Below are 17,629 nucleotides of genomic sequence, written 5' to 3'. Positions count from 1 at the left end.
GCGAGCGGGCTCAGAATGCGTCGTTGGCGATGGAGCGCACGCACACGTCGCCGACGGTCTCTTCCGTGCGCTTGAGGCCGATCCACTGATCGACCGCGGCCGAGTCGAAACCCGCCTCGCAATGATCGCCGATGCGCATAAGCGGGCGGCGGATCAGCAGCGGGTCGACGATCATCATCACCAGCGCCTGCTGCGGCGTGACTTTGTCGGGATCGACCTCCCCCGATTTGATGCGCGGCGATGAGGCGTTGAACCATTCCCGCACCGGCTTGGCGCCGAAATAGGGACGCAGGCTCGATGAACTCCAGGGTTCGGTCAGGAGGTTGCGCACCTCGAGTTCGTGTCCGGAGGCGCGCAGCAGCGCCTTTTGCTGCGCGTTGCCGGCGCAGCCCGGCTTCTCGTAGAAAATGACATGAGCCATGCGCGACCTCTCTGTTCCCGACCGCCAGTCGCCGACCCAAGCTTAGCGCGCAATTGTGCGCTGCGAAACAGCCAAGCACGAACAAATTGCGAGCACGCGGCGCGGGTTTGCGCCGCTTTGACGGGCAGATCGCAACTAGCGCGAGAGCGCCCAGACCATGTTCACCCGCGCGGAGAGCCGCAGAAGTCCCGGACGCACGGGCATTTCGGGCGCGCCGGGCGCGCCGGCCTTCGCCGCATAGGCGCGCCCGCGCGCCTCGACCTCCTCGAACGGACGAATTTCGAGCACCCGCGACAGCCGCAGACCCGCCGCTTCCGCGTAGATCTTCGCCTGGCGTTCCGCATCCTTGACCGCTTCCCGCCGCAGCTCGTCGAGCCTCTGCTTCGGATGCGCGATCTCGAAATCGATCCCTTCGAAGCTGTTGACGCCCTTGTCGATCAAACTTCCGGCGATTTCGCCCGCCTTGTCGATCGGCGCAACATGCACCCGCAGGTCGTGTCGCGCGCGGAAAAACTTCTGCGATGTCCTGACCTTGCCGGTCTTTGGATCTCGCTCTTCGGTCGTCACGGGGGTCAGCGTCACGCCTTGCGTCTGCACATCGGCGTCGGGAACGCCCAGTTTCCGAAGTTCAGCGAGAACGGCTTCAACCGCGCGCGCATCTTCGGCCGCGGCGTCGGCGGCCGACGGCCGTTCGGTGACGACGCCGAAGCGCAAAATCGCCAGGTCGGGCGCGACGTCCTCGTAAGCCTCGCCAACGACTGAGAGATTTGGAACGCCGTCCTTCAGCGTGTCGGCGTGCGCAGCGGCCGTGAACAGCATCAGGCCAATCGAAAGTGCGAAGAGCGAACGAATCATGGCATATCCTAGCAAAAGCTGCGCGCCAATGAGCTCATCAAAGCCGCAAAACCGCCGGCTAGCGGCGCTAACCCAAAACAGCATACAGAAGCGGGGGCGAACGTCGCTCCGCGAGCTTTCGAAAAGTCCTCATGCCCACGCTTTACCATCATCCGCTCTGCCCTCATTCGCGCTTTATCCGGCTCGTCCTGTCCGAATACGGAATAGACGTCACGCTCATCGAAGAGCGCGTGAGCGATCGCCGCCCTGAGTTTCTCGCCCTCGATCCTGCCGGCCGCACTCCGGTCCTTGTCGACGACAACGGCGTCATTGCGCCTGGGGCCAATCTGATCGCCGAATATCTAGACGAGACCTATGGCGCGGAACGCGGCGCGCAAAGACTCCTGCCGCAGGCAATGTCGGCGCGCATAGAGACGCGTCGGCTCGTCGACTGGTTCAACGTCAAATTCTTTGACGAGGTCACGAATTGGTTGATGACCGAGAAAGTCTATAAGCGCTATGCGCCTCCGGGCGGCGCGCCCGATATGGACGTGGTGCGGGTGGCGCGCGCCAACATTCGCCACCATATGCGCTACATTGGCTATCTCACCACGACGCGCAACTGGCTTGCAGGCGATCACTTGACCTATGCCGATTTCGCCGCGGCCGCGCATATATCCTGCGCCGATTATCTCGGCGACGCGCCTTGGGAAGAGGATGAAGCGGCGAAACACTGGTATCAGCGCATCAAGTCGCGGCCGGCATTCCGCCCGTTATTGGCCTATAGGGCGCCGGGCCTCACGCCCGGGCGCTTCTACGCGGAGTTGGACTTCTAATTCTCCAATTGGTCCAGACCGTTCAGGCGCCGCTGACGCGCGACCCGCCATGCGGCCGCGCTTGACAGGCGTCGTGTGGAATTGGGCAAGTATGCAGCCCGAAGTGGGACCGTCGTATGAGCATACCCAACGAGCGCGAGCGTGAGAAGTTTCAGCCGGAGGCGGACGGAGACGCTGCGCATGGGCTGAAACAACGGATTCGGCAACAGGAAATCCTCGCGGAGCTTGGCGTCTCCGCACTTCAAGGCGCTTCGCTCAATCAATTGCTTAGCGATACGGTGCGGCTGACGGCGCTCGGGCTCGACGCGGAATTCTGCAAAGTGCTTGAGCTGCTCCCCTCCGAGAACCAGTTTCTGGTGCGCGCCGGCGTGGGCTGGAGTCCTGGAGTCGTCGGCGTTGCAAGAATTGACGCGGAACTCAATTCTCCGGCAGGCTACGCATTGCACAGCGGCAAGCCCGTCATCTCCAATCATCTCGAGAACGAGACGCGGTTCAAGACTCCCGAGCTCCTGCAGCGCCACGGCATAACACGGGCCATGAACGTCATCTTGCAGGGCGATGGAAAGCCCTTTGGCGTCCTGGAGGTCGACAGCCGCGTGCAAACCGAGTTCGTGGAGCAGGACATCGCTTTTCTGCAAGGCGCCGCGAATATTCTTGGCATGGCGATCGAACGCGAGCGCGAGGAGCGCAAGCTGAGAGAGGCGCTTACCCGTAACGAAGCGCTGCTCAAAGAGATGAATCATCGCGTCAAGAACAGCCTCGCGATCGTCGGCGGCATGCTCCGGCTGCAAGCCAATGATGCTGACGACGCGGAGGCGTCCGAACTTCTCAACGAGGCCTCTCATCGCGTCGACGCCATCGCAAAGGCGCATGACCAGCTGTCTCGGGGCTCTGACGTCGAGCGTATGGACGTCGGCAAATACATCGAGGCGTTGTGTCATGATCTGGATGAAAGCGTCGCGCAATGCGACGTGCGCACCGAGATCGAGCAATGTATCGTCGTTGCAACTGATCGGGCGGTCTCTACCGCCCTTATCGTTAATGAACTCATCGCCAATGCGGCGAAATACGCTTACGCAAGCCAGTCGGGAATCATCACGGTGAAAGTCGCGCGCGGCGAAGGCGACAACTTCATCGTCTCGGTGCGCGACGAAGGCTCCGGCATGCCCGACGACGTCGATCCCCGCGATCAAAAAGGGCTCGGCATGCGGATTATTGCTTCATTCACGCGTCAGCTCAACGCGACGATCGAAATGAAGAAACATGATCCAGGGACTGAGTTCATCGTCTCGATTCCTCTACAGGCGCCATCCTGACATGCACGCGCCCTTCTCGAATGCGTCGACTGCTTCGCCGCCGAAACACGACGATCGAGAGCGGCTCGTGGGAAAGACCGGCGCAACATCAAAGCTCGAAGAGGCGATCCGGGTCCGCGCTTTCGAGCTTGGCTTCGATGTCTGCCGTTTCGCGGACGCCAATGTGGCGCCCGAGCATGGCGAGCGGTTACGCGCCTGGCTGCAGCGAGGCGCCCACGGCGACATGAGCTGGATGGGCGAGACCGCCGAGCGGCGCGCCGCGCCGCGCCAGCTCTGGCCGGAAGCGGCAAGTCTCGTCTTGCTCGGTCTGAATTACGGGCCGGGTGAAGATCCCCTCGCTTCGCTTGCGAGGCCGGAGTGCGCGACAATCTCCGTCTATGCGCGCAACCGCGATTATCACGACATCATCAAGGGCAGGCTGAAACAACTCGCCGGATTCATGCTTAAGCGCGCCGGCGAAGGCGACGCCAAGGTGTTCGTCGACACAGCGCCCGTCATGGAGAAGCCGCTCGCACAGACCGCTGGAGTCGGGTGGCAAGGGAAACACACCAATCTCGTCTCGCGCGATTTCGGCTCCTGGCTCTTCCTCGGCGCGATCTTCACGAATGTTCGGCTCCGTCCCGACCCGCCCGAAAGCGACCATTGCGGCTCCTGCAGTAAATGTCTCGACATCTGTCCGACGGCGGCCTTTCCCGCGCCCTACCAGATCGACGCACGGCGCTGCGTCTCGTATCTGACGATCGAGCACAAGGGCCCTATTCCGCTCGAACTTCGCGCCGGGATCGGCAATCGCGTCTATGGCTGTGACGATTGTCTCGCGGTCTGCCCTTGGAACAAATACGCCCGCGCCGGACGCGAGGCGAAGCTCGCCGCCCGGGCCGAATTTAAGTCTCCGCCCCTCGCGCAACTGGCGCGACTCGACGACGCGGCGTTTCGAGCGCTTTTTGCGGGTTCGCCGATCAAGCGCATAGGTCGCGACCGCTTCTTGCGCAATGTCCTGATCGCCATCGGCAACTCGGCCCGGCCGGAGCTTGCCGAGGAGGCCGAGAGGCTGATCGACGACGCCGTCGGCATCGTCCGGGGCGCCGCAATTTGGGCGCTCGGGAGATTGGCGCCGGCGCGCTTAATCGAACTTCGTCGGCACAGAGTGGCGGCCGAATGCGACGAGGCGGTCGCTGAGGAATGGCGCCAAGCGGTCTGACCCCGGGCAAAAGCGCAACAGTCGGCGAAAAATTGGGGTCATGGCCACATTTGCCGCGTTGCGGCAGGCTACTCGCCGGCGATTTCGTTCTAATCTCTAAGATGGATCCCGACTCGAGCGCTCCCCTTCCATGTCTGTGCTTTCGCGCCGCAATACCGATGAACCCGCAGAGGAGGCTTCACGTCTCCTGCTGCGGATCGGCGTGTTTTTGTTGTTCGTGATCTCACTCATCGCGCCCATTCTGGCGCGTCAGACCGTGTATGTGCTGCTGCCGATCGGGGCGGCGCTGCTGCTCGCCTCCGCGACGCTCACCCCGCACGAAGGATCGGCGCGCTCGATGCGGTCCATCCTGCTCTCGCCGCCCTTCCTCGCCGCCCTGCTGCTCGCCGCCTGGACGGCGCTTTCGCTGCTCTGGACGCCGTTCGACGGACCGGCGGAGCGCTTCGCCAAGATCGCGGCGACGCTCGCTCTGGTTGCGCTCGCCACCGGATTTCTGCCGCTACGCACGAAGACCTCCAACCTCAACCTGCTGCCGATTGGCGTCGCCGCGGCGACGATCGCGCTCGCGGCCGTCACCTTGCTGCTGAAACCGCAATATACGCTCGACGACATTCTCGATGTCGGACCGCTCGGCCGCGCAGGGCTTGGTCTGGCTTTGCTGGTCTGGCCGGCGATGGGCGCGCTCGCCGTGCGCGGGCGGTGGTATTCGGCCGCGGCGCTGGCGGTCGCGACGGCGATCGCCTGCTATCTCTCCAGCGCGCCAAACGCCATGTCGGCGCTGGCTGCGGGAGGAGCCGTCTTCGCCGCCGCCTTCGGCCGCGCCCGGCTGATGTCGATGGTTCTTGCGGCGCTCATGGCCGCGATCGTGCTGCTTGCGCCGCTCGCCGCTTATACGACCTATCTGATCTGGCCCGAGCAGCCGCCCGGCTTCTTCAGACATCTCGCCTTCTGGGGCCAGATGATCGAGGCCGACGGCTGGCGCACGCTGATCGGTCACGGCTTCGGCTCGGCGACCTGGGGCGTGCTCGGCGGCTATCTGACTCCCGCTACGCCGCGCAGCCTGATCTTCAAGATCTGGTTCGATCTCGGCGTGCTCGGCGCCGCAGCCGCGGCGCTTGTCGCCGCTCGCGCCAGCCTGTTCGTCGGCCAATCGCGTCCGGCGCTCGCGCCCTTTCTTCTCGGCGGACTTGGTGCGGGCTTCGCCATCAGCCTGTTCGGCCCCGCCGCCGAACAGCTCTGGTGGCTGACGCTCGCGGGGTTGGACGCCATCGCCTTCGCCCTGGTCATGCGCGGCCAGTTCCGTAAACGCCGTCCGCGCGTGCCCATCGGCTGGGGCGCGCCAGCCGAGGATCGCGCATAGCCGTGGCGCTGTCTCCCTCACTTACCGACAACGTCGAAACGACCGGGCTCGGCGAAGCGGTCGTCGCCGCGGCGTTCCTCGACGGCGCGCCGGTCTTTGCGCTCGCCGATGGAACGCTGCATTTCGGCGAAGGCGCCGAAGGACGTCGCATTCCGGCGCATGAGGACGCCGCGATCCTCGTCGCGGCGCGGGACGGCGATCGGCTCATTACGGGCGGCGATGACGGCCGCGTCGTAGCCACCGACGCCAATGGCGTCATTGAAGTCCTCGGCGACGAGAAGGGCAAATGGATCGACGCTATCGCCGCGCATGCCGGCGCGGTCGCCTGGACGGCTGGAAAGACGGCGCGCGCGCGCTCCGCCAAGGGTGAGGAAAAGTCGCTCGAACTGCCGTCGTCCTCGCGCGGTCTGGCGTTTTTTCCCAAAGGTTACAGGCTGGCGATCGCCCATTACGGCGGCGCGACGCTGTGGTTCCCCAACGCTGGCAAGCCGGAGACGCTCGCCTGGGCGGGCTCGCACCTCGACGCGACGATTTCCCCCGATGGGCGCTTTCTCGTCACCTCGATGCAGGAAAACGCCCTGCATGGATGGCGGCTCGCCGACGCCAAGCACATGCGCATGGCCGGCTATCCGGGAAAAACGCGCAGCTTTTCCTGGTCGCATGATGGGAAGTGGCTGGCGACGTCAGGCGCCGACGCCTGCATCGTCTGGCCATTCGCGGGCAAGGATGGTCCGATGGGCCAGGCCCCGCGAGAGTGCGGCGTCCGTTCTGCGATCGTAACGCGCGTCGCGTTCCACCCCGCGGCTCTGGTCCTGGCAATGGGCTATGAGGACGGCCTCGTCATGCTGGCGCGGCTTTCGGACGGATCGGAAATTCTCGTCCGCCGTCCGGCGCAGGAGGACGACGGCGCCCGGATCAGCGCGCTCGCCTGGGACGATAGGGGCTCGCGTCTCGCTTTCGGCGCGGAGAACGGCGACGCCGGCGTGCTGAAGCTCCCGAAGGGGTAGACGAACTCAAAACCTTGAGCCGCCCTAACTACGATCGCCGTGGTATACTGCGCATCATGACCGGGCAGGAAATTATCGCGATCCTTCGCAAGAACGAAGCCGTTCTCCGCGCGCGCGGCGTCCAACATGCGGCGCTGTTTGGCTCTCACGCGCGCGGCGATGCCCGGCCCGACAGCGATATCGACATCATGATCGAGATCGCGCCAGACGCCGTGCGCGACATTTATTCATACGTTGGACTGAAGGACTTCATCGCGGAGCTTTTCAGCGGGCCCGTAGATGTCGTTAATCGCGAGTTCCTGAAGCCATATGTCCGCCCCGCAGCGGAAAATGACGCCATTCATGCCTTCTAGGGCATCTGGTCCCCATCGACGGCTTATTGACATTCGCGACAACATCCGCCTCGCCAGCGGTTTCGTTGAAGGTCTCACCTACGAAGCCTTTCGCGACAATCTGCTTGTGTTTTATGGGGTGACACGTTGTCTTGAGATTATTTCGGAGGCGTCGAGACGCCTGCCTGCGGCGCTGAAAGAACGATATCCCCACATTGAGTGGTCCGCCATCGCCGGCGCGGGCAATGTTTTTCGTCATGACTATGAAGATGTTGAGAAATTGCTTGTCTGGAGAACCGTTCACGAGCGCCTTCCCGAGTTACTGGCGGTGGTCGAGCAGGAACTCGCAGGTTCAGGCGAATAGCGCTTACTGACCCGCCCGCGCTTCCTTCAGGCGTCAAGGCCGCCCCCTTCAGCGCCCTGCCCTTGAATCCGCAATACGCTCGCCCTTCGCGCGACGAAACCAGCCAAACTCAGGAACTCCTGTCGACAGAACAGGTTAAAGCCGTGTCCCCTCGCGCCGGCGCGCAACGGCTAGGATGACGGCAATGACCCTGCATAGCGACAGCAATCCGCACCAGCACGTTCAGAGAATTCAGAATCGCCTCCAGGAGACGATCAATCACCTGCGTGAAGACATCTCTAAGGTCGAGGAGCCCCAGCTCAAGGCCATGTTCGAGACCTCCGCCGAGGTTCTGACAGGACTGAAAAAGGCCTACAGCGACTACGAGGAAAAGAAGGAGCCGGCCTGGCCCGGCGGACGCGAACTGCACAGCTGAGGAGCGCCTACGCAAGTTGCGTCGCCGGCGCGGAGCGCGGACATTCGCAAGATGACCGCGCCCAAACTTCTGTCCGTTGCCGGATCCGACCCTTCGGGCGGCGCCGGCGTTCAAGCCGACATCAAGACCTTTTCCGCCTTCGGCTGCTTTGGCATGGCGGCGGTTACGGCGCTGACGGCGCAGAACACGCGCGGCGTGACCGCCGCCTATCCCGTCCCGCCGGAGATTGTCGCGGCGCAGATCGAGGCCGTGCTGTCCGACATTTCTCCCGATGCGATCAAGATCGGCATGCTGGCGACGCCGGACATCGCGGAAGCGGCCGCCATGATGCTCTCGCGCTACGAGGGGCGCGATATCGTGCTCGATCCGGTTCTCGTTCCGACGCAGGGCGTCAGCCTCGCCTCCTCCGGGCTGGAGACGGCGCTCGTCACAACCCTGCTGCCGCTGGCGCGTCTCGTGACGCCAAATCTCTATGAGGCGAGCGCGCTCACGCAAACGCCCCCCGCGAGCAACGTCGACGAGATGGCTGAGCAAGCGCGGCTTCTCTGCCAGGCGGGCGCACGCGCCGTGCTGGTGAAAGGCGGCGATCTCGCCGGCGAGCCAATCGACGTTCTCTACGAGGGGGGCGAGAGGCGGCTTTTCCACGGACGACGCGTGCCGACGCGCAATACGCATGGAACCGGTTGCGCGCTGTCCTCCGCCATCGCCTGCGAACTCGCCAAGGGCGCGCCGCTGATCGACGCGATCGCGGCGGCGAAAGTCTGGCTCGAGGAGGCGCTAGAAGCCGCCGACACATTGCGCCTCGGCGAGGGCCGCGGCCCTCCGCACCATTTTTACGCGTTGTGGCGGTGATCCCCCTCCCCAGCCCTCCCCCGCTGCGCGCGAGAGGGAGCAGGTTGCGCCTATCGTCAAACACGCGGAATATTCGGGTTCAGCCGATCGGTTTGGCGAAAGGCGCAACGGCGCTGCTCCCCTTCTCCCGCTTTAGCGGGGGAAGGTGGCGCGAAGCGCCGGAAGGGGGCACATGCGGCAGACCCGCATCATGACCGAACGCGCCCGCCATTCGCGTCGCGAGCCGACCAATGCAGAACGCAAACTTTGGCATGCGCTGCGCGCGCATCGTCTGGCCGGATTGTCCTTCCGGCGTCAGTCTCCCTGTGGACCGTTCATCGCTGATTTCCTGTGCGCCGAGGTGCGCCTGATCGTCGAAGTCGACGGCGCCACGCATTCGAGTGATGAGGAAGTCGCTTCCGACAAGCGAAGGGACGCTTGGTTCGCCGCGAATGGCTATCGCGTCCTTCGGGTGACGAATGAGGACGTGTATCGCAATCTCGACGGCGTCTGCGAGACGATCCTCGCTTGGGTGGAGCGGACAGGTTAGGGAATCGCCCCCTCCCCGACCCTCCCCCGCTTCGCGGGAGAGGGAGCACGCCGCGAGCGCGGCGTTGCCCATTATCCCGACAGCGCGGCCTTCACCGCGGCGCTGGCTTTGCCGAAATCCATGCGGCCGGTGTATTTCGCCTTCAGCGCGGCGACGACCTTGCCCATGTCCTTGATCGACGTCGCGCCGACGTCAGCGATCGCCGCCTTCACGGCGTCGGCCGTTTCCGCTTCCGAGAGCCGCTGCGGCAGATAGGCGGAGATGACGGCGATCTCGCCCTTTTCCTTGTCGGCGAGATCCGTGCGCCCGGCTTTCTCGTAGATTTCCAATGATTCCTGCCGGCTCTTGATCATTTTCTGCAAAAGCGCGAGCACATCGTCCTCGCCAAGCGTCTTGCCCGTTCCGCGCGCCTCGATGTCCTTGTCCTTCAATGCTGCGTTGATAAGCCGCAGCGCGTCGACCTTGGCGCGCTCGCCCGCCTTCATCGCCGTCTTCAGGTCCGCCGCAATCTTCTCGCGCATGTCGTATCCTTGGGGGTTTCCATTTCGCAGGCGGATGCATTACATCCACAACCGATCGCGTCATGCCCGCGCTTGTCGTGGGCATCGCGCGGGCCGCGGCCGTGGATGACCGGATCACGTCCGGCCATGACGCGCGCAGAGACCCCTGTCAAGCCAGCGGGCGCCGGAGCGCTGACACATTCTATGACCCCTGACCAAGATAACGGCTGGAAGAAACCCACCCACACCGGCGTGCTGATCCTCGCCAGCGGCGAAGTGATCCAAGGCTACGGACTGGGCGCTGTCGGCGAAGCGGTCGGCGAGGTGTGCTTCAACACCGCCATGACCGGCTATCAGGAAATCCTCACCGACCCGTCCTACGCTGCGCAGATCGTCACCTTCACTTTTCCGCACATCGGCAATGTCGGGACGAATGAAGAGGACATTGAAACTGTCGATCTCGACAAGAGCGCCGGCGCGGTCGGCGCAATCTTCCGCGCGCCCTGCACCGATCCCTCGAACTTCCGCGCTCAGAAGCCGCTCCCCGACTGGCTTGCCTCACGCGGCATCGTTGGCCTCTGCGGCGTCGACACGCGCGCCCTCACGGCGCTCATCCGCGAGCGCGGCATGCAGAACGCTGTCATCGCCCATGCGCCGGACGGACTCTTCGACATTGCGGCGCTCAAAGCCAAGGCCGCCGCTTGGCCGGGCATCGACGGCATGGACCTCGTGCCGAGCGTCGGCGCAAAGGCGCGCTACGACTGGCGCGAGACGACTTGGCGGCTTGGCGGCGGCTATGGCGCGCGCAACGACGCACCGAAATATCGCGTTGTGGCGATCGACTATGGCGTGAAGCGCAACATCCTGCGGCTCCTGGCGGAGCAGGATTGCGAAGTGATGGTCGCGCCGGCGACCGCGACGAGCCGGGAAATCCTGGCGCTCAAGCCCGACGGCGTCTTCCTCTCGAATGGCCCCGGCGATCCCGCCGAAACCGGCAAATACGCCGCGCCGGTGATCCGCGATCTGCTTGAAGCAAAAGTCCCGACTTTTGGCATATGCCTCGGTCACCAGATGATGGCGCTCGCGGTCGGCGCCAAGACCAAGAAAATGCCGCAGGGTCATCACGGCGCCAATCACCCGGTCAAGGATTTCACCACCGGCAAGGTCGAGATCGTTTCGATGAATCACGGCTTCGCGGTCGATCGCGACAGCCTGCCGGAGAACGCCGTCGAGACGCATCGCTCGCTCTTTGACGGCTCCAATTGCGGGATCGCGCTGACCGATCGCCCGGCGTTTTCGGTGCAGCATCATCCCGAGGCGTCGCCGGGCCCGCAGGACAGCCATTATCTGTTCCGCCGCTTCGTCGAGATGATGGAAAAGGCGAAGGCGGCGGCCTAGTTAACGTTGCGCCAGCCCCTCGCGAGACTGGACTCGCGTCACCGCCCAGACGATATCTCAGTGGAAGCAGCCGGCGAATGCGCCGACGGCGTCCGGAGTGGCGGCATGAGCGCGCTGCGCGTTTTTAAAATCGCCGGAATCTGGAGCGCGGCCTTGGCGTTGGCGGTCGCGGTCGCCGTCGCGATCCGTCCGCCGCTGCGCCATGCCGTCGCCGCCCTGTTGAACGACCCATCTAACCTGCCAGCCCTCGCCGACGACGCGCGCATCCATTACGAGCCGGAGGCGCTCGCCTGCGCGCAAGCCGTCGCGGAAGTCGCGCCGCGCGCCGTCGCGCGCATCGAGGCGGCGCATGGACGCCGCTTCGCGCGGCCGCCGGTGGTCGGCGTCTACGCCTCCTATGACAATTACGCGCGCGCCAACGCCATGGGCGATCCCGGCATCGCCGCCGTGACGCGCGCGGGCGCGGCGCTTCTTTCGCCGACGCTCTGCGGCGCGGAGCGCGATCGTCTCGAAGGCGTCCTCACGCATGAATTGTCGCATGTGCATCTGTGGGGCTGGCGCCCCCTTGTGGCGTCTCGCCCCCCGCAATGGTTCACGGAAGGGCTTGCGGTGACGGCGTCGAACGGCGGCGGCGCTGAAGGCGTCAGCGAACAGGCAGCGGCGCAGGCGATCCGCGACGGCTATCGCGTCGTGCTCGACGGACGCCGATGGATCGATTTCGCCGGCCTCGCCTTCGAGCGCGAGTTGCCGCTCGATCCGGCAAAGGATGCGCTTACCCAACGCCAGCGGCTGGCCTATCGGCAGGCCGGCATGTTTGTCGGCTGGCTGCGCATGCGCGATGAGACGGCGTTTTCGCGCCTGCTGCGCGGGCTGGAAGCGGGCGAAGCATTCGAACCGTCATTCGAAAGCGCCTTCGGCGGAAGCGCCCAGCAACTCTGGCGCGCCTTCGTTTCAGTTCTCTCTCAACAATCGAGCGCCGGCTAATCCTCAAACGCCTCACGAAGGCCAGCAAGAACGGCCGCGAGCGTCGCGTCGGGCGCTTTGCCCAAGCGCTTGACGAGCCGCTGCTTGTCGATCGCGCGAATTTGATCGAGCAGCACGAGCCCGCGCTTGCGCTTGAAGGTCAGAGCGACGCGAAAGCCGGCGGGACGGCCTCCCGTCGTCATCGGCGCGACAATCGCTGTGCGCAAGTGGTCATGCATTTCCGGCGGCGAAACAATCAGGCATGGCCGCGTCTTCTGAATTTCGCTTCCGACCGTCGGATCAAGCGCAGCGAGCCAGATTTCGCCGCGCTTCACCACGACAGTTTTTCGTCGCCTTCATTGCCGAATTCGGGCCACAGAAGCGCGTCGTCGCCAACCTCGGCGATGCGGCGGGCGTCATCGCCCCAACCCTCGCGCACGCGCTTCTTGACCGGCGTGACGACGAGGCGCCCTTTCTCGACGGTCATTTCGACATCGTCTCCGACATCCGCTCCGATTTCGGCAAGGAACGGCTTGGGGATAATCAGGCCGGAAGAGTTTCCCATTTTTCGAAGAGCGCTGCGCATGGCACATCCACCGACGTTATGACTTTGTTATAACGTCGACGGGCGCAATCGCAACCGCTCATTTCAAAAACACATAAATATCCACGTCGACGGTCGCATCATCGCCCTTAAAATCGGTGAGATATTCCTCGACGATGAGGTCCTTGGTGTCGAGGCCCTTCTCGTCGAGATAGGCGGCGATCGCCTCATAGGTCGCTTCGATTTCGTCGTAAGCGCCGCGATGCTGGAATTTGAGCGCCTTGCCGGCGGGCGATGCGCCGATGCTGACGCCCTCGGCGAGTTTTGGCTTGCCTTCCGGAGCCGCCGAAAGCGGGGCCATCGCCTCAAAGGAGAAGCCTGTGTCGTCGGTCTTGGTGAAAACGGCGATGGGGCGGCCATTGACGGCAAGTCCCGACGCGCGGACGGCGTCGTTGAGCTTGGCGAGCGCCTCGCTGATCGTCTTCGCCGCGTCCTCCCACTTGCCCTGACCCTTGACGACGGCGGCGGGTCGCGCCTCGACGGCTACGGTCTGGCTCATCATGGCCTGCGCCGCTTCGTCATGGGCAGCGGGCGGCGCCGCGTCGCCTGGCTTCGCCTCTTCCGGTTTCACAGCGTCCGGCGTGGCGTCGCTCGTGCCGCTGGTCTTGTCCTCGGGCGACGCCTTCGGCGGCGCGGAAGGTTCTTGTGCAGCCGATTTTTCCGCCTCGACGCCCCCGCTCGGAATCAGCGCGCGTTCGGAATAAATCGCGGCGACCGCGACAAGAACGGTAAAGATCGCCAGCGGGCGCCAATAGCGCCGCAGGCTGTCCAGCAAGCCCGGTTCGTCTTCCATCGTCGAGCGTCCCTAAACGGCCATCGTGGCCTTTTCACGCGCAGATGCGACGCTCATCCGGCGGGAGCCGCAGTGGCGCTTCGGCGCGGCCTTCTCTATATACGAGCGCGTCTCCCGGAGAATAGGCGAAAAGCCGCCCATGGCGCATCCGCTCGACCATCTTCCAGTTTTGCGCATGAATGGCGCGGGCAACGAGATCCTCGTTCTCGATTTGCGCGGGAGCGAGCATGAGCTTGCGCCGCAGGAGGCGCGCGCCATCGCCCAGGCGCCAGGACTGCGCTTCGACCAGCTGATGGCGCTCCACAAGCCGCGCCAGTCTCGCGACGACGCGTTCATGCGCATCTACAATGTCGACGGCTCGCTGTCCGCCGCCTGCGGCAACGGCACGCGCTGCGTCGCCTATGCGCTGGCGCGCGAGGGCAAGGAGGCGCTGCGTCTGGAGACCGACGCGGGCGTCATTGAGACGCGGCGCGAGGCCGATGCGGTCTTCACGGTCGACATGGGCCGCCCGCGTCTGAACTGGCGGGAAATTCCGCTCGCCCGCCGGGTCGAGGACACGCGCAAGGTCGCGCTCGATCCGCCGATCGCCGGCGCGCCGCCTCGTTTTTCTGCGGTAAGCATGGGCAATCCTCATGCGGTGTTCTTCGTCGAGGAGGCGCTGCTGATCGATCTCGCGACGCTGGGTCCAGCGATCGAACGCCATCCGCTGTTTCCTGAGCGCGCCAATGTCTCCTTCGCGCAGATGCTTGCCCGCGACGACATTCTGCTGCGCGTCTGGGAGCGCGGGACCGGCGCCACCAAGGCGTGCGGCTCGGCCGCCTGCGCGACGCTCGTCGCCGCCGCCCGACTCGGGACCGGCGCGCGCGCGGCGCGCGTGCGCCTTCCGGGCGGCGATCTCCAGATCGAATGGCGCGCCGACGATCACGTGCTGATGACCGGGCCCGTCGAACTCGAATTCGAAACCACGCTCGATCCCCGGATCTTTGAGGGCGTCGCCGCGTGAACGCGCCGCTGCGCAACGCCGAGGTCGTGACTTTCGGCTGCCGACTCAACGCGGTTGAATCGCAGGAGCTCGCCGCAGCGCACGCCAGCGCGCGCGAGACGGTCGTCGTCAACACCTGCGCGGTCACGGGCGAGGCGACCCGGCAAGCGCGGCAGGCCATCCGCCGCCTGCATCGCGAACGGCCTGAGGCCGAAATCATCGTCGGAGGCTGCGCGGCGCGGCTCGATCCGCAAGGCTTCGGGAAGATCGACGGCGTCACGCGCGTTCTCGCGGAACATGCGCCAAATCGCGCGCTCGCGAGCGCTGAGGGCACGCGTGGACTGCTCGCGGTGCAGAACGGCTGCAATCATCGCTGCACCTTCTGCATCATTCCCTTCGGGCGCGGCGCCGCGCGCTCGGCGCCGCCGCGGGAAGTCGTCTCGCAGGCGCGCGCGCTTGTCGCGGCCGGCAAGCAGGAAATCGTGCTAACCGGCGTCGATCTCACGAGCTATGGCGTCGATCTTGGCGACGGCTGGACGCTTGGCCGCCTCGTGCGCCTGCTGCTGCGCGAACTCTCAACGCTTAGGCGCCTGCGTCTTTCCTCCGTCGATTGCATCGAGATCGATGATGATCTTGTCGCGGCCTTTGCCGAAGACGAGCGACTTTGCCCGCATCTTCATCTGTCGCTGCAATCTGGGGAAGATCTGATCCTGAAACGCATGAAACGGCGCCATTTGCGGGCGGACGCGATCCGCCTCTGCCACGCGTTGCGCGCGGCGCGGCCCGACATCGTGTTTGGCGCCGACTTCATCGTCGGCTTCCCCACTGAGAGCGAAGAAATGTTCGCCGCGACGCTCGACCTCGTCGACGCCTGCGGGCTCACGCATCTGCATGTCTTTCCATTCTCCGCGCGTCCGGGAACGCCCGCGGCGCGCATGCCGCCAGTTGCGTCGCAGATCGCGAAGGAGCGCGCGGCGAGATTGCGCGAAAAGGGCGACGACGCGCTGCGCCGCCATCTCGACGCGCAGACAGGCCGAACGCTGCGGCTGTTGACAGAACGGGGCGGAGCGGCGCGCGCCGCCGATTTCACAATGGCGCTCACGCCAGGCGCCGATGCCGGTCTGATGATCGATGCGCTGTGCACCGGCCATAACGGCCGCGCGCTCACGACGCGGGTCAGCGCTCCTGATAGGTGATCCGGTAAATGGCGCCGTTCTGGTCGTCGGTGACAAGCAGCGATCCATCCGCAAGCTCCGCGACATCGACGGGCCGTCCGAGATAAGAGCCCGAACGGTCGTTCCAGCCCTCGGCGAACGGCGTGCTCTCGGTTGTGCCAGCAAGCGTCACCATCACGCGCGCGCCGACCGGGATGCTGCTGTCCCATGATCCGTGCTGCGCGTAAATCAATGCCCCCTTATATTCTTTAGGAAACATGCCGCCGCGATAGAACATGATGCCGAGATCCGCGGCGTGCGGCGCCGTCTCGACGATGGGAAAGACGACGTCATTCGGCGGCTCCACGCGGACATACTCATTGGTGCGCACATGACCGCCGCCATACCAGGGGAAGCCGAAGTTCAATCCGGCTCTGTCGGCGTGATTGATTTCGCCCGGCGGCCGGTCGTCGCCCATGGAATCGACCTGATTGTCCGTGAACCAGAGAGTTCCGTCGGTATCGAAAGTCATGCCGACCGAATTGCGGATGCCCGTCGCGAAAACTTCGCGCCCTGACCCGTCGAGATTCATCCGGATGATTCCGCCGATTCCTATCTTCTCGTAAAGCGCAAGCTTGTCGCGGGGCGCGACATTGTGAGGCTGGCCGAACGAAATGTAGAGCTTGTCGTCCGGACCGACGCGGCACACGCGAGCCGAATGGCCTCGACTCTCTTCGCTTCGCGGAATGAGATCGCCTGGCTTTACGGTGATCTTCGCGTTCGCTGCGGCGTCGCGCCAATTGCTTTCGGCGTCATCGAACCGCGTGACGCGATTGCGCTCAACAAGAAACAACGCGCCGTCCTTCGAGAAGCACACGCCATGCGGCATTGTGAATCGCATCGCAGGCGCAAACCGCTCGACCGCGGCGGCCTTGGTCTCCCCGGGCGTCATCAGATAGACGTTCTTGTCGTCCGTGCCGACGAAGATGACCTTCCCGTCTCGCCCGACGGCGAGCGTGCGGGCGCCGGGCGCGAGCGCATAGAGCGAAATCGAGAAGCCGGGAGGAAGCTTGATGCGCTTGAGAGTGGATTCGATCTCGGCTCGGCCACGATCCTGACTGATGGTTTGAGCAAGCGCGCTGCAGCTCAGCGCGCAGCATGAAAGGATGGCGGCTATAACAACGCGCATGAATAGAGCCCTCGACGATCTCTTCGAAAATCGGCCTGCAGGAATATAGGATGCAAAAAGGGCGGAGCCAGAAAGGCTCCGCCCTTTAATGGCTACGTCAGCCGACCTCACCAGCCGCGAGTCGATTCGTCGCGCGTCGTCGACGTGGTGGTGTCCTCCCAATAGGGAGCCGCGCCGTAGTTCTTGTTCAGCCGGGATTCCCAATCGCGGTCCGACCAGTTCTCCTCGCCCGCATATTCGGGGGCGTTCTGCAACTGCTCTTCCGTCACATTGGCGATGTAGCCGCCGAGATTGGTGTCGTAACGGAACGATTTCCAGGGAAGAGGATGCTCGCCTTCGCCGATCCCCAGGAAGCCGCCGAACGTCATGATGGCGTAACGAACCACGCCCGACACGCGATCGATCATCAGATGGTCGATCTCGCCAATCTTGTTGCCAGCCGCGTCATAGACATCGGTGCCTTCTACCTTATCGCTGGAGATAAGGTTGGCGTTTAGCTGCGCCATGCCCATAGTAACCTCCTGCAGCGCGTGCCAAGCCGACGCCATCGTCGAACATGCCGCGCCCTATGCAAGAAAC

General features: G+C 64.4%; 22 protein-coding genes. 14 read left to right on the top strand and 8 right to left on the bottom strand.

Features of this window, described 5'->3' with window-relative positions:
* Positions 1-10: 10 nt before the first annotated feature.
* A complete protein-coding gene (locus tag AC0X69_RS19615; protein WP_482610011.1) occupies positions 11-421 on the bottom strand; it encodes an ArsC/Spx/MgsR family protein in 411 nt (136 codons plus the stop codon).
* 135 nt (positions 422-556) lie between these two features.
* On the bottom strand, positions 557-1,276 hold the full coding sequence (locus tag AC0X69_RS19610) for an SIMPL domain-containing protein (RefSeq protein ID WP_482610009.1): 720 nt from the start codon (positions 1,274-1,276) through the stop codon (positions 557-559).
* Between the two features lie 131 nt (positions 1,277-1,407).
* On the opposite strand from AC0X69_RS19610, the gene AC0X69_RS19605 reads away from it, so the two are divergent.
* From AC0X69_RS19605 to AC0X69_RS19560, 10 genes are all read left to right on the top strand, one after another.
* Complete coding sequence (locus tag AC0X69_RS19605) at positions 1,408-2,091, top strand: glutathione S-transferase family protein (protein WP_482610007.1); 684 nt, start codon at positions 1,408-1,410, stop codon at positions 2,089-2,091.
* 116 nt (positions 2,092-2,207) lie between these two features.
* A complete protein-coding gene (locus AC0X69_RS19600) occupies positions 2,208-3,407 on the top strand; it encodes a sensor histidine kinase (RefSeq protein ID WP_482610005.1) in 1,200 nt (399 codons plus the stop codon).
* A 1-nt stretch (position 3,408) separates the two neighbouring features.
* Positions 3,409-4,608 (top strand): tRNA epoxyqueuosine(34) reductase QueG, encoded by a 1,200-nt coding sequence (gene queG / locus AC0X69_RS19595; RefSeq protein WP_482610003.1) that lies wholly within the window; start codon positions 3,409-3,411, stop codon positions 4,606-4,608.
* A 130-nt stretch (positions 4,609-4,738) separates the two neighbouring features.
* Complete coding sequence (locus tag AC0X69_RS19590) at positions 4,739-5,968, top strand: hypothetical protein (RefSeq protein WP_482610001.1); 1,230 nt, start codon at positions 4,739-4,741, stop codon at positions 5,966-5,968.
* A 2-nt stretch (positions 5,969-5,970) separates the two neighbouring features.
* A complete protein-coding gene (locus AC0X69_RS19585) occupies positions 5,971-6,975 on the top strand; it encodes a WD40 repeat domain-containing protein (protein ID WP_482609999.1) in 1,005 nt (334 codons plus the stop codon).
* Between the two features lie 56 nt (positions 6,976-7,031).
* On the top strand, positions 7,032-7,328 hold the full coding sequence (locus AC0X69_RS19580) for a nucleotidyltransferase family protein (protein ID WP_482609997.1): 297 nt from the start codon (positions 7,032-7,034) through the stop codon (positions 7,326-7,328).
* On the top strand, positions 7,306-7,671 hold the full coding sequence (locus AC0X69_RS19575) for a HepT-like ribonuclease domain-containing protein (protein ID WP_482609995.1): 366 nt from the start codon (positions 7,306-7,308) through the stop codon (positions 7,669-7,671). The genes AC0X69_RS19580 and AC0X69_RS19575 overlap by 23 nt, the downstream gene beginning before the upstream one ends.
* Positions 7,672-7,855: 184 nt before the next feature.
* Positions 7,856-8,086, top strand: coding sequence for a hypothetical protein (locus AC0X69_RS19570; protein WP_482609993.1), 231 nt, complete (start codon positions 7,856-7,858; stop codon positions 8,084-8,086).
* 51 nt (positions 8,087-8,137) lie between these two features.
* Entirely contained in the window at positions 8,138-8,938 is an 801-nt protein-coding gene (thiD, locus tag AC0X69_RS19565) for a bifunctional hydroxymethylpyrimidine kinase/phosphomethylpyrimidine kinase (protein ID WP_482609991.1), read from the top strand.
* A 172-nt stretch (positions 8,939-9,110) separates the two neighbouring features.
* Positions 9,111-9,467, top strand: a complete 357-nt coding sequence (locus AC0X69_RS19560; RefSeq protein ID WP_482609989.1) for an endonuclease domain-containing protein — start codon at positions 9,111-9,113, stop codon at positions 9,465-9,467.
* A 71-nt stretch (positions 9,468-9,538) separates the two neighbouring features.
* On the opposite strand, the gene AC0X69_RS19555 is transcribed toward AC0X69_RS19560, so the two are convergent.
* Positions 9,539-9,988, bottom strand: a complete 450-nt coding sequence (locus AC0X69_RS19555) for a GatB/YqeY domain-containing protein (RefSeq protein WP_482609987.1) — start codon at positions 9,986-9,988, stop codon at positions 9,539-9,541.
* A gap of 183 nt (positions 9,989-10,171) precedes the next feature.
* Here AC0X69_RS19555 and carA point away from each other — a divergent pair, with 183 nt between their 5' ends.
* Entirely contained in the window at positions 10,172-11,365 is a 1,194-nt protein-coding gene (gene carA / locus AC0X69_RS19550) for a glutamine-hydrolyzing carbamoyl-phosphate synthase small subunit (protein ID WP_482609985.1), read from the top strand.
* Positions 11,366-11,470: 105 nt separating this feature from the next.
* A complete protein-coding gene (locus AC0X69_RS19545; RefSeq protein ID WP_482609983.1) occupies positions 11,471-12,349 on the top strand; it encodes a hypothetical protein in 879 nt (292 codons plus the stop codon).
* Here AC0X69_RS19545 and AC0X69_RS19540 read toward each other — a convergent pair.
* The 3 genes from AC0X69_RS19540 to AC0X69_RS19530 are packed head-to-tail and all read right to left on the bottom strand — an operon-like array spanning position 12,346 to position 13,725.
* Positions 12,346-12,666 carry a type II toxin-antitoxin system PemK/MazF family toxin gene (locus AC0X69_RS19540; protein WP_482609981.1) on the bottom strand — a complete coding sequence of 107 codons (321 nt, stop codon included), beginning with the start codon at positions 12,664-12,666 and terminating at the stop codon, positions 12,346-12,348. The genes AC0X69_RS19545 and AC0X69_RS19540 overlap by 4 nt on opposite strands.
* Positions 12,660-12,914, bottom strand: a complete 255-nt coding sequence (locus AC0X69_RS19535) for an AbrB/MazE/SpoVT family DNA-binding domain-containing protein (protein WP_482609979.1) — start codon at positions 12,912-12,914, stop codon at positions 12,660-12,662. Before AC0X69_RS19535 ends, AC0X69_RS19540 begins: the two co-directional genes overlap by 7 nt.
* Before the next feature lie 58 nt (positions 12,915-12,972).
* A complete protein-coding gene (locus tag AC0X69_RS19530) occupies positions 12,973-13,725 on the bottom strand; it encodes a GyrI-like domain-containing protein (RefSeq protein WP_482609977.1) in 753 nt (250 codons plus the stop codon).
* 139 nt (positions 13,726-13,864) lie between these two features.
* On the opposite strand from AC0X69_RS19530, the gene dapF reads away from it, so the two are divergent.
* On the top strand, positions 13,865-14,728 hold the full coding sequence (dapF, locus tag AC0X69_RS19525; RefSeq protein WP_482613455.1) for a diaminopimelate epimerase: 864 nt from the start codon (positions 13,865-13,867) through the stop codon (positions 14,726-14,728).
* Positions 14,725-15,903 (top strand): radical SAM protein, encoded by a 1,179-nt coding sequence (locus AC0X69_RS19520; protein ID WP_482609975.1) that lies wholly within the window; start codon positions 14,725-14,727, stop codon positions 15,901-15,903. Before dapF ends, AC0X69_RS19520 begins: the two co-directional genes overlap by 4 nt.
* On the opposite strand, the gene AC0X69_RS19515 is transcribed toward AC0X69_RS19520, so the two are convergent.
* Positions 15,884-17,050: a PQQ-dependent sugar dehydrogenase gene (locus AC0X69_RS19515; RefSeq protein ID WP_482609973.1), complete on the bottom strand. Its 1,167-nt coding sequence runs from the start codon at positions 17,048-17,050 to the stop codon at positions 15,884-15,886. The two genes, AC0X69_RS19520 and AC0X69_RS19515, sit on opposite strands and share 20 nt — an antisense overlap.
* A 107-nt stretch (positions 17,051-17,157) precedes the next feature.
* Entirely contained in the window at positions 17,158-17,562 is a 405-nt protein-coding gene (locus tag AC0X69_RS19510) for a PRC-barrel domain-containing protein (RefSeq protein ID WP_482609971.1), read from the bottom strand.
* Between the last annotated feature and the right edge of the window lie 67 nt (positions 17,563-17,629).

The organism is Methylocystis sp. Uni0008, from assembly GCF_056838045.1.
This window is presented reverse-complemented; position numbering and strand designations above follow the sequence as displayed.

Bases quoted from the DNA above. Each gene is read 5' to 3' on its own strand.
- queG (WP_482610003.1), top strand. From the start codon at position 3,409: ATGCACGCGCCCTTCTCGAATGCGTCGACTGCTTCGCCGCCGAAACAC.
- AC0X69_RS19575 (WP_482609995.1), top strand. From the start codon at position 7,306: ATGACGCCATTCATGCCTTCTAGGGCATCTGGTCCCCATCGACGGCTT.
- AC0X69_RS19605 (WP_482610007.1), top strand. From the start codon at position 1,408: ATGCCCACGCTTTACCATCATCCGCTCTGCCCTCATTCGCGCTTTATC.
- AC0X69_RS19555 (WP_482609987.1), bottom strand. From the start codon at position 9,988: ATGCGCGAGAAGATTGCGGCGGACCTGAAGACGGCGATGAAGGCGGGC.
- AC0X69_RS19610 (WP_482610009.1), bottom strand. From the start codon at position 1,276: ATGATTCGTTCGCTCTTCGCACTTTCGATTGGCCTGATGCTGTTCACG.
- AC0X69_RS19570 (WP_482609993.1), top strand. From the start codon at position 7,856: ATGACCCTGCATAGCGACAGCAATCCGCACCAGCACGTTCAGAGAATT.
- AC0X69_RS19545 (WP_482609983.1), top strand. From the start codon at position 11,471: ATGAGCGCGCTGCGCGTTTTTAAAATCGCCGGAATCTGGAGCGCGGCC.
- AC0X69_RS19510 (WP_482609971.1), bottom strand. From the start codon at position 17,562: ATGGGCATGGCGCAGCTAAACGCCAACCTTATCTCCAGCGATAAGGTA.
- thiD (WP_482609991.1), top strand. From the start codon at position 8,138: ATGACCGCGCCCAAACTTCTGTCCGTTGCCGGATCCGACCCTTCGGGC.
- AC0X69_RS19515 (WP_482609973.1), bottom strand. From the start codon at position 17,050: ATGCGCGTTGTTATAGCCGCCATCCTTTCATGCTGCGCGCTGAGCTGC.
- AC0X69_RS19535 (WP_482609979.1), bottom strand. From the start codon at position 12,914: ATGCGCAGCGCTCTTCGAAAAATGGGAAACTCTTCCGGCCTGATTATC.
- AC0X69_RS19560 (WP_482609989.1), top strand. From the start codon at position 9,111: ATGCGGCAGACCCGCATCATGACCGAACGCGCCCGCCATTCGCGTCGC.
- AC0X69_RS19590 (WP_482610001.1), top strand. From the start codon at position 4,739: ATGTCTGTGCTTTCGCGCCGCAATACCGATGAACCCGCAGAGGAGGCT.
- dapF (WP_482613455.1), top strand. From the start codon at position 13,865: ATGGCGCATCCGCTCGACCATCTTCCAGTTTTGCGCATGAATGGCGCG.
- carA (WP_482609985.1), top strand. From the start codon at position 10,172: ATGACCCCTGACCAAGATAACGGCTGGAAGAAACCCACCCACACCGGC.
- AC0X69_RS19580 (WP_482609997.1), top strand. From the start codon at position 7,032: ATGACCGGGCAGGAAATTATCGCGATCCTTCGCAAGAACGAAGCCGTT.
- AC0X69_RS19530 (WP_482609977.1), bottom strand. From the start codon at position 13,725: ATGGAAGACGAACCGGGCTTGCTGGACAGCCTGCGGCGCTATTGGCGC.
- AC0X69_RS19615 (WP_482610011.1), bottom strand. From the start codon at position 421: ATGGCTCATGTCATTTTCTACGAGAAGCCGGGCTGCGCCGGCAACGCG.
- AC0X69_RS19600 (WP_482610005.1), top strand. From the start codon at position 2,208: ATGAGCATACCCAACGAGCGCGAGCGTGAGAAGTTTCAGCCGGAGGCG.